Raw genomic sequence first — 9,189 nt, forward strand, 5'->3', positions numbered from 1 at the left:
CAAGTTTGAAAATTACGAGGGGGCACTCCTGTATTGTTTGTTAAACCTTCTTGTCTTTCCTATCGCCCTTTTTATCTATAAACGCGATAGGAAGCAAAGTGAAGTGACGGCAAATGATTAGTGAAACATTTTTGGATTTTTGCTTTATTCGCAAGGCAAGCGGTAATTTTGGAGATGAAATTGAACAAATATTACAGTCCCTTTTTAAAGGAACAAAGCTTCATTGGTACTTAGACGAAAAAGAAATCGAAGAGGCTGAAGTAGTTGTCGCTGAAGTAAAAGGGATGAGTAGATGGCAGTCGGAGTCAGAAGTCATTCAATTTTTGGAAGAGCACGCTTCAGAACATTTTTGGGAATTTTTACAAGGGTATCAAATGTACGTCTATCCAGTTCAGAAGGGATGTAATAGCTGTGGTTAATCGCGATTTTCTACAACAGCATTATTTGTTTAAAACAGTTGAAGTTGCGATCCAAGATATAGAGGGAGTAGAGCGTGCTCCCTTCGTTCAGAAAGAAATAAAAAAGATTGGGTTCTGTCCAGATCAAACTCATTTGCGAATTTATTTTGAACATCAGAATTTTTTCGCCATTCCTCTAAATGCTGAGGTTATAATAGAAAGCGACAACTGGACAGCTATTGATCGCTTAGGCAATTTAAAATATATAATAAGAAGGGTACGAGTGTCATGAGTAAAAAAGCACGAATTACAAGTTGGAATCCAGAAGATCCAAAGTTTTGGAGAGAGACTGGTCGAAAACACGCAAAAAGAAATTTGTGGATTTCTGTTCCTTCGTTAATGCTTGCATTTGTTGTCTGGCAAATTTGGTCCGTCGTAGCTGTCCGATTAAACGATATCGGTTTTACGTATACTGAAGAGCAATTATTCACTCTTGCGGCAATTCCAGGATTGGTGGGTGCGACTTTAAGATTTTTCTATACGTTTGCTGTTGGTAAATTCGGCGGTAGAAACTGGACTGTTATTTCCACAGCAGTATTAGCCATTCCTGCGATCGGAATTGGAGTAGCTGTTCAAAATCCAGATACACCTTATTCAGTCATGTTAGTGTTAGCGGCACTTTGCGGACTAGGGGGAGGAAATTTTTCATCATCCTCCTCAAATATGAGCTTTTTCTTCCCAAAAGCAGAGAAAGGAACAGCCCTTGGCATTAATGGTGGTTTAGGAAATATGGGGGTTTCAGTTGTTCAATTTGTTACCCCGCTTATTATTGCAACGAGTACTTTTGCATTCATGGGAGAAGGTCAAGTATTATCGAATGGAGAAACAGTTTGGCTCCAAAACGCTGCCTTTATTTGGGTGATTCCTATTGCAATTGTAACGATTGCAGCCTATTTTGGAATGGATAACCTTCCTAATACTACTCAGTCTGTAGCAGATCAATTTGTCATCGTGAAGCGCAAGCACACATGGATTATGACCATATTATATGTTGCCACATTTGGTTCGTTTATTGGGTATTCAGCAGCATTCCCGCTCTTGCTAAAATCGCAATTCCCAGAATATATTTCACTGGCTTTCCTTGGGGCTTTATTAGCTGCAGCAGCAAGACCTGTTGGGGGTTGGCTCTCTGATAAGCTTGGCGGTGCTCTTGTAACTACCTGGGTTTTTATCGTGATGACAATAGGTGCAATAGGTGTTATTTATTTCACAAATGCAAAAACTTTCTCAGGCTTTTTAATCTCATTCTTAATTCTATTTTTAGCTTCTGGGATTGGTTCGGGTTCAACCTTCCAAATGATTCCGTCTATTTTCCCAGCTAAGGAAGCTGCACCAGTATTAGGATTTACTGCAGCGTTTGCAGCATACGGTTCATTCTTTATTCCGCAGCTTTTCGGCTGGTCTACAAGCACGACAGGATCACCGGTAACAGCCTTTTATTTCTTTATTGCTATTTATGTGATTTCATTTATTCTTAACTGGTTTTATTATCAGCGAAAAAAAGGACTCGATTTAAAGATTGAAAAAGTTTCTTAACGTAACTGCTTTTAAGAAGCTGTGTCAAAAAGTCGTCAAAAATGACTTTTTGATTTCAGCTTCTATTCCATTATTTAAGATTGATAATGGTAGATATTAAGGATAAAGCAGGGCCATTTACGATTTAGCTGTTACGTCTTTCTTTTAAATGAACGGATTAAAACCATATACAACTAATGTTTTTTAATGAGGAAAGCTGGAATCGTCTATGTTGAAAGGAAGGTTGAATTGCTAGTTTTAGCGATTGGGCAGTAAGTTTTGTTTTTTTTGATGAGGACCATACGATCCATGGAGAGAACATGCTGGATAGTCATGGTCTAATTTATATATAGAAAATCTTCCTTTCGAAGCTTAATTGGTTAAGTGACTTAATGATGCTAAAAATGGGGGATTTTCTTTTTTTCTGGACATTATCTTGATTTAACGAAAACTGAATGAGCTCATATCGGCATGAATAGAAGCCTCAGAAGCTAACTTTTGTTAGGTAACGTTTTAAGTTGTCAATTTGAATTCCTGCTTCGCGAAAGTCTCGCTCGGATGTTATAGTAATAAGAGAAGAATCACTGGACCTTAAGGGGTGAAATTGCATGATGGAACGTGGCCCAGAAAGAGATATTAATAAGTATCTGCTCCAGTCATCAGAAGATGAAATTAAGAGAATTGCATTAGAACTCCATGAAGGAGTGGCCCAAACATTATTCAGTGTTTATACTGGTATTCAATTCCTAGAAACAAGCACTGAAGATGTAAAAATGAAAAATTACGTTCGTGAGATGGCTGAAGTATTAGAAAGAACGATTCAAGAAATTCGTTATCTATCAGTAGAACTGCATCCACCAACACTTTCGACGATTGGTTTTTTTCCAGCATTGCAAAGCTACTTGAAGTTGTATACTTCCACGTTTGGAATCGTTGTGGACATCGAACAAGCTGGAGAAGAAATTCCTCTGCCGGTGAATCACCGTATTGGACTTTTCCGTGTTTGTCAAGAAGCTTTGGCGAACATTGCCAAGTATGCGGATTCTGCTAAAATAAAGCTTCAATTGAATTGGGAGCATCATCGTGTTCAAATTTTGATTCAGGATTTTGGAATTGGCTTTGATGTCGATGCACATATAGAAAGTCATGGATTGGCAGCGATGGCAGAAAGAATGAAACTAATTGGTGGAGACTGCATCATTACCTCACAGTTAGGAGAGGGGACGACGATTCGTTTGGAGTTAGGCTTTGCTTCTAATGTCAATCGGGAGGGGGAGAAAGTTTGATTAAAATTTTGCTTGTAGACGATCATGCTGTCGTTAGGATGGGGTTAAAAATGCTTTTAGACCATCATGCCGATATGGAGGTAGTTGGTGAGGCTTCAGAAGGAAATGAAGGAATTGAAAAAGCCCACGAATTAAAGCCGAGTGTTGTGGTCATGGATTTAAGCATGCCCCATGGCAAAGACGGACTTTCAGCGACCTCAGAATTAAAAAAGCAACTGCCGGAAGTTGCGATATTAATTTTGACGATGCATGATGATGAAGAATATTTATTTCGAGCGATTCAAGCTGGCGCCTCTGGCTGTATTTTAAAAAGTGCCCCACATGAGGAATTGATTCAAGCAATTAAATCTGTCTCAAACGGTGATGCTTATCTTCATCCTTCTGCGACGAAAAGATTGATGGAAGAGTATCTAAGTAGTACAAGGGAAGAAGATGGAGATTTAATTCATCTATTATCTGATCGTGAACGGGAAGTTTTAACATTAATCGCGAAAGGTTACTCGAATAAAGAAATTGGAGAAAAGTTAGCGATCAGTGTTAAAACAGTTGAAACGCATAAAGGAAACATAATGGAGAAACTTCATATGAAGACGAGGCCTGAGCTGGTTGCTTTTGCTTTAAAGAAGGGGCTTTTAGGTCATTTTTTGTAAAGGAAGATCGCCATGTTTAATAAAAATAAAAATTATGAGCATATTTTACAAGAGTGCAAGCAACTTAAGGAAGAAATTAATTGTGACTTCGTTGGGTTTGCTTTTCAGAATACAATTGGACCTGATATTAAATGGCATATTGCTGCCGGTAACTATAATGAAAAATACAAACTGATTTCTGTTAGATACGGCAAAGGAATTGCAGGTAGAGTCATTTCGACTGGAAGAGCGATGACGATTGAAGATTTTCCCCATCATATTATTGGCAAAGTATTAGAATACCCGATTATGCTTGCAGAAAAATTAGTTTATTCACACGCTGTTCCTGTTTACTATAAGGGAGTTGTAAAAGGAGTATTATTAGTGGGCAACCGTTCCAACAAACAACTTTCTCAAGAAGATATATTAATTGTACAAGCGGCTTCATACAAAATTGAGAAGATAATTAGCTGCTAATGAAATAGAGGTGGAACAATGAATATTGACTCCAATTTTCCCCAGCCATTTAAAGAATTATTAGACTTAAAATATGCTTTAGATGAATCTGCAATAGTCGCATATACGGATCAGAGAGGCATTATTCAATATGTTAATGATAAATTTTGTGAAATATCTGCTTATTCAAGAGAAGAATTGATCGGGAAGGATCACCGTATCGTAAATTCTCAATTTCACTCGAAAGAATTTTTTCGAGAGATGTGGAGAACAATTTCCTCAGGAAAAGTGTGGAAGGGAGAAATTCGCAATAAAGCGAAAACAGGAAATTATTATTGGGTTGATACAACCATTGTCCCCTTTTTAAATGAGCACGGTCGACCTTATCAATATTTAGCGATTCGTTATGAAATTACGAAAAGAATGAAAATCGAGGAAGAATTGAAGAAAATGATGACGAGATTAATTGATGTGCAAGAAGATGAACGAAAAAAACTTTCTCGTGAACTTCATGATGGCATTGGCCAAAACTTGTATAGTCACCTTATCACAATCAATCTTCTTCAGTCGGAACTCAGTCATCCTCTTATTGACCAACTTCGAGATGAAGCAGCCGAATTAATTGAAGAAATTCGCAAAATATCATGGGAGCTACGCCCTTCTGTTCTTGACGATTTAGGACTTATTCCTGCAATTCGTTCCTATTTAGTTCGCTATTCTAAGCATTATGGCATTGATGTGGAATTGGATTGCCATCTAAATAGAAGAATTCCATCTAACAAGGAAGTCGCGATATACCGAATTATTCAAGAAGCGTTAACAAATACACGCAAATATGCAGAAACAGAGAAGGCGATTGTAACGATTAGAGAATTAGATAACTCGATTAGAGTGCTGGTAGAGGATTTTGGTAAAGGCTTTAAACAGGATAAAGTCCAACGGGGCGTTGGTCTTTTTAGCATGGAAGAAAGAGCTCGCGCTGTAAGTGGAATACTGCAAATTTACTCAGAAATTGATAAGGGCACAAAGGTGGTCTTTGAAGTGCCGATATAAGCTACTGAATTTTCAGCTTAGAAAGTACTATTTTTATTGGTTTTTCTGATAAAAAGGGCGGTTATCAACAACAAAATGATAACCGCCCTTTATACTGCCATCAATCTTCGACGATATGAAATTCTTTTAGCATCGCATCAAATCGAGTTCCGTGTCCTTCTTCGGCTTCAGAAAAATATTTCTGTTGAATGATAAAGCTTCCGCCAGCTCTGTTATCAAGAACATATACTTTGGTCAATTCGTTGTCCCAGTCATGTCCGTCTTTCTTTGCTAAAAGAACGAAGCCTGAAAGAGGTTCATTCGTTTCTTCCTCAAGTATTAGATTCGGATAATCTCTTAAAATGTCTTCTTTTAATTTTTGAAATGCGCTACTGGCCGGAACCTCTTTTTGTTGTCTAATGGCCATGGAAACTTCAGGATATTGCGCATCAAGGGGGATTTTTGGTGTAATAATGTCTCCATCATCTGTTCTGTTCATTATATAGCGCTCTTCATCTATATAGATAACATACTCCGCTTCTTTTCCTTCATTTAATGTTAATTTCGTATCCTCATCAATTCCTTCAATGCTTTGGACGATTTCTTTTTTAGGCTCAAACATTGATTTTACTTTGTCCACTATAGCGCTGCCCGTGCCAGGTTCAAATACTGTTTTCACCTTATCAACTAAAGCATTTCCCGTATCGGTTTGTGAAGAAAAAGTGATGAATAATGTAGCAGCGGCTGCTGCCACTAATAAGCCCCATTTCTTCTGCTTCGGTGGTTTCGATTTTTTCTCATCGATAAACAATTCTTTTTCGATATTGTTCCAAATCTCTTCTTTTTCTTTGGGGTCGAAGTTTGACATTTCTCCTAAGCACTCCTCAATTTTTTTATCCTCGTCATTAAACATGTTTTTTCCCCCTTTCTTTGAGATCATTTAAATAATTTTTTAATAATGCTCTACCTTTGTGTAAGCGTGATTTGATCGTATTCTGATTTGTTTCTAAAACAGTTGAAATTTCTCGTTCTGAAAATCCTTTTAAATATTTCAAAATAATAGGAATTCGGTATAGTTCATTGAGCGATTGAATCGCCTCATTCAATTCCGAGTAATCTTCGGTTTTAATCGAGCTGTCTTTTATATCAGTATCAATATAAGCGTGTTGATTGCTTATTTTTGCTTCTTTCTTCATAATGCGGTAGCATTCATTTGTCAAAATTCGATAAAACCAAGGATCAAATGGTTTACTTGCATCATAGGAAGAGAGGTTTCGATAAACCCGTATAAATGTTTCTTGGGTAGCTTCTTTAGCGAGTTCATGGTTTTTCGTGATTAATATTGCAACGCGAAGCGTTTTATCAACCTGTTGATTGTAAAATGTTCGAAAAGCATCTTTATCACCTGATTTAATACGCTGCAGCAATGACCGTTCCATGGAATAATTTCGCTCCTTTCGTGAACTTACTTGAAATGCACTTCTATTATTAATACCAAAAGTTTATCGAAAAAGTTTGCTCATAACACCATATAATTTCGTTATTATGTACTTCAAATAAAAATAAATGTTAATCGTTTAATAATGGGTTGTGTATGTTGAAATCATCTTTATTGTCAACTGTAAAGTAAAAAAGTTGAAATATTGTCAAATGAAATAGCTTTTTATTGTAACAATATTTTTACTGTGCAAATGTTACAATAACTATATTAGAAAGGAGTAAGTGAGATGGAAAAAGAGTTGCAAGAAGTACTGCCTTTATTAAATCAGATAAGTGAGACAATTGATACGAAACTGCAGGCAATCGATGAGAGGTTAGCAAAGCTTGAAAAAATAGATAGTGTTGAGCACCGAGTCATCGTCAATCAAATTGATATAACGGATATAAAAGATATGCTTTTTCGCTTAGAAGGGCAACCGAATGAGAAAGTGTCAGAGGTCATCAATGAGGCAATAAATAGACTTGAAAGAGTGCACGAACAGCATCTTCAGGAAGTGAATAAGAGGCTGGATAGTCAGCTGCTGAAAATAGCGAAAACTGAAGAAGAAATTTTGATGCTGAAGGTGAGTCACGCGCCGAGTTAACGGGATAATTCGCTTATAAAAGGTTTTGAGGAAAGCTCTCAAAGCCTTTTGTCATTTTTATGATGGATAACGCTGTTGCCAATTTGTTTGCCTTAAAAAGGATGGAATGAAAAGGTGTGGTAATGTGGAAATTATTGCAATAAATCAATAGTTGATGATTAATGCTCGTTTAAAGGGGCCAATTATAGTTGTAGCTGCAATGTGAAAACGTGTCTTTGCTTGAAATGAAGCAAGTATTTAGTGCGAAAATGTCCTCCTAAATAATGCTATTTTTTGTCAGCGTGCACTTTGTTACAGTCAAATTTGGTAAAATGCTTTATAATTTTATTCAGGATATTTAAAATAAAGAGCATTTGAAGAATATAGAATTCGAAGGAATGGGTTTAGTCATGAATATGTATGAAGTTATTATTGATATTTTAGAAAAAAAGGGACCTGTTTCTTTTCACACAATTTGCGAAGAAATGAATGAAAGGAACTGGACTAGTAAAAGTGGAAAAGAAAATCCCGTTCAAGTTTCTCAAGTAAAATCTGTCGTGACCAGAAAAAAAGATTTATTTTCAGTTACAGGGGATATCGTGTCAATCAGGGAGGAAAAGGAGCTTCAATCCTTAGCAGCTATGATCGGCAGGTTTCCAGGCCCATCTTTTAAAGTAGAAGTTGATTTTGTACATCAGCGTTTTTATTTGTTTGAATGGAGAAGTGCCAGTTTAATGCAAAAGGCTCAAGAAGAAAGAACGATATATATTGGCAATGTTGAACAGTTTAAAAAAGAAGTAATTCGTTTGAAAATATGGAATTGGGAACGGGATTATCAGCCTGAAGCTCTCGTATTAGACGGTATAAGCTGGTCTGTCATCCTGAAAACAAAAGGAAAGATCTACGAAAGTGAGGGCTTGCACACCTTCCCTGAAAATTGGCCTAAATTTTGTCGCGCTATTTCTCAACTTATTGGGATGCCGTTTAAGTAAGCAGGTTCAAGGCTCCATATGAATAAATATAATGTCTCGAGGTGATTCTATAAACATATAGAATCACTGTAAAGAGGGAGTGACTGACATGAAAAAAAAGCAGCCGTTTCACTGTCAGGAGGATATGGATTTCGTTCACCATCAATTGGTCGAGCAAATCGCAAGAATTAGTGTTGATGAAGAAGAAGAAAGAATGAGAGATGAACTCGAACTTACGAAAAAGGATGGAGTTGACCATTAAGATGGTTGACTCTATTTTTTTGAAAATATCATGAAGGATCAATGGACATTATCTAAAAATCATCTAAAATTAAACCATTTATTCCAAGTCTTATAATGAGATTTATTAGAGTAGTGTAGATTCGTTTATCGATATTAATTAAATTCACAAGCTTAAAATAAAGAGAATCAACCAATTTGAATCTATTAAGTTATCGGAGCAGATGATTGTTATGGCAACGAAGCCAGATGTTATTTTAAAAGACGATAAATTTCATATTCCAAGACCGAGGGGAGCATAAACAACAAGTGATAGAGTTTGAAGAATTTTACGGAATTCATTGATGATCATTTATTAGAACGGCAACAGTAAGCCGTAAACAGAAAAAAAGGGTGTAAAAGAAGCCAATTCTATTATGGTACCTATAGTTAGGACACTTGAAAAAGAGTGTTTTATCTATAGGTATTTTTTTATATACTTAAACTTACTAAATAGGAACTAGGGGACAACATGAGTAAAATAACATTTTCAACTACAG

General features: G+C 36.5%; 12 protein-coding genes. 10 read left to right on the top strand and 2 right to left on the bottom strand.

Translation table 11 applies throughout. The features are described from left to right. Positions 1 to 113 precede the first annotated feature (113 nt). The 7 genes from PZE06_RS20465 to PZE06_RS20495 all read left to right on the top strand — a co-directional run bounded on the left by PZE06_RS20465 (position 114) and on the right by PZE06_RS20495 (position 5,397). Positions 114 to 419, top strand: coding sequence for a hypothetical protein (locus tag PZE06_RS20465; RefSeq protein ID WP_150949120.1), 306 nt, complete (start codon positions 114 to 116; stop codon positions 417 to 419). After that, positions 412 to 690 carry a hypothetical protein gene (locus tag PZE06_RS20470; protein ID WP_150949119.1) on the top strand — a complete coding sequence of 93 codons (279 nt, stop codon included), beginning with the start codon at positions 412 to 414 and terminating at the stop codon, positions 688 to 690. Before PZE06_RS20465 ends, PZE06_RS20470 begins: the two co-directional genes overlap by 8 nt. Then, complete coding sequence (locus PZE06_RS20475) at positions 687 to 1,994, top strand: MFS transporter (RefSeq protein WP_150949116.1); 1,308 nt, start codon at positions 687 to 689, stop codon at positions 1,992 to 1,994. Before PZE06_RS20470 ends, PZE06_RS20475 begins: the two co-directional genes overlap by 4 nt. Positions 1,995 to 2,581: 587 nt before the next feature. Further along, positions 2,582 to 3,259 (top strand): sensor histidine kinase, encoded by a 678-nt coding sequence (locus PZE06_RS20480; protein ID WP_191963276.1) that lies wholly within the window; start codon positions 2,582 to 2,584, stop codon positions 3,257 to 3,259. After that, positions 3,256 to 3,909: a response regulator gene (locus PZE06_RS20485; RefSeq protein ID WP_150949113.1), complete on the top strand. Its 654-nt coding sequence runs from the start codon at positions 3,256 to 3,258 to the stop codon at positions 3,907 to 3,909. The genes PZE06_RS20480 and PZE06_RS20485 overlap by 4 nt, the downstream gene beginning before the upstream one ends. A gap of 12 nt (positions 3,910 to 3,921) precedes the next feature. Continuing rightward, a complete protein-coding gene (locus PZE06_RS20490; RefSeq protein WP_150949110.1) occupies positions 3,922 to 4,365 on the top strand; it encodes a GAF domain-containing protein in 444 nt (147 codons plus the stop codon). Positions 4,366 to 4,383: 18 nt separating this feature from the next. Then, positions 4,384 to 5,397 carry a PAS domain-containing sensor histidine kinase gene (locus PZE06_RS20495; protein ID WP_225310729.1) on the top strand — a complete coding sequence of 338 codons (1,014 nt, stop codon included), beginning with the start codon at positions 4,384 to 4,386 and terminating at the stop codon, positions 5,395 to 5,397. A gap of 100 nt (positions 5,398 to 5,497) precedes the next feature. Here the strand turns inward: PZE06_RS20495 and PZE06_RS20500 are convergent, their stop codons facing one another. Both PZE06_RS20500 and PZE06_RS20505 read right to left on the bottom strand, forming a co-directional pair. Beyond that, positions 5,498 to 6,289 (bottom strand): hypothetical protein, encoded by a 792-nt coding sequence (locus PZE06_RS20500; RefSeq protein WP_150949106.1) that lies wholly within the window; start codon positions 6,287 to 6,289, stop codon positions 5,498 to 5,500. Then, the gene (locus PZE06_RS20505; protein ID WP_150949104.1) at positions 6,282 to 6,815 is read right to left on the bottom strand and encodes an RNA polymerase sigma factor; all 534 of its coding nucleotides are present in this window, start codon (positions 6,813 to 6,815) and stop codon (positions 6,282 to 6,284) included. The genes PZE06_RS20500 and PZE06_RS20505 overlap by 8 nt, the downstream gene beginning before the upstream one ends. 288 nt (positions 6,816 to 7,103) lie before the next feature. Here PZE06_RS20505 and PZE06_RS20510 point away from each other — a divergent pair, with 288 nt between their 5' ends. The 3 genes from PZE06_RS20510 (at position 7,104) to PZE06_RS20520 (ending at position 8,672) form a co-directional block, all read left to right on the top strand. Then, positions 7,104 to 7,460 carry a hypothetical protein gene (locus PZE06_RS20510; RefSeq protein WP_150949101.1) on the top strand — a complete coding sequence of 119 codons (357 nt, stop codon included), beginning with the start codon at positions 7,104 to 7,106 and terminating at the stop codon, positions 7,458 to 7,460. Positions 7,461 to 7,849: 389 nt separating this feature from the next. Next, entirely contained in the window at positions 7,850 to 8,431 is a 582-nt protein-coding gene (locus PZE06_RS20515; RefSeq protein WP_150949098.1) for a hypothetical protein, read from the top strand. An 88-nt stretch (positions 8,432 to 8,519) separates the two neighbouring features. Then, positions 8,520 to 8,672: a hypothetical protein gene (locus PZE06_RS20520; protein ID WP_191963275.1), complete on the top strand. Its 153-nt coding sequence runs from the start codon at positions 8,520 to 8,522 to the stop codon at positions 8,670 to 8,672. Positions 8,673 to 9,189: the final 517 nt, after the last annotated feature.

This window comes from Robertmurraya sp. DFI.2.37 (assembly GCF_029211245.1).
GTDB lineage: Bacteria > Bacillota > Bacilli > Bacillales > Cytobacillaceae > Robertmurraya > Robertmurraya methanolica_A.

What these genes read in the sequence shown, in the direction of transcription:
- PZE06_RS20515 (WP_150949098.1), top strand. Translation starts at nt 7,850, where the DNA reads ATGAATATGTATGAAGTTATTATTGATATTTTAGAAAAAAAGGGACCT.
- PZE06_RS20465 (WP_150949120.1), top strand. Translation starts at nt 114, where the DNA reads ATGATTAGTGAAACATTTTTGGATTTTTGCTTTATTCGCAAGGCAAGC.
- PZE06_RS20490 (WP_150949110.1), top strand. Translation starts at nt 3,922, where the DNA reads ATGTTTAATAAAAATAAAAATTATGAGCATATTTTACAAGAGTGCAAG.
- PZE06_RS20505 (WP_150949104.1), bottom strand. Translation starts at nt 6,815, where the DNA reads ATGGAACGGTCATTGCTGCAGCGTATTAAATCAGGTGATAAAGATGCT.
- PZE06_RS20495 (WP_225310729.1), top strand. Translation starts at nt 4,384, where the DNA reads ATGAATATTGACTCCAATTTTCCCCAGCCATTTAAAGAATTATTAGAC.
- PZE06_RS20510 (WP_150949101.1), top strand. Translation starts at nt 7,104, where the DNA reads ATGGAAAAAGAGTTGCAAGAAGTACTGCCTTTATTAAATCAGATAAGT.
- PZE06_RS20475 (WP_150949116.1), top strand. Translation starts at nt 687, where the DNA reads ATGAGTAAAAAAGCACGAATTACAAGTTGGAATCCAGAAGATCCAAAG.
- PZE06_RS20480 (WP_191963276.1), top strand. Translation starts at nt 2,582, where the DNA reads ATGATGGAACGTGGCCCAGAAAGAGATATTAATAAGTATCTGCTCCAG.
- PZE06_RS20520 (WP_191963275.1), top strand. Translation starts at nt 8,520, where the DNA reads ATGAAAAAAAAGCAGCCGTTTCACTGTCAGGAGGATATGGATTTCGTT.
- PZE06_RS20500 (WP_150949106.1), bottom strand. Translation starts at nt 6,289, where the DNA reads ATGTTTAATGACGAGGATAAAAAAATTGAGGAGTGCTTAGGAGAAATG.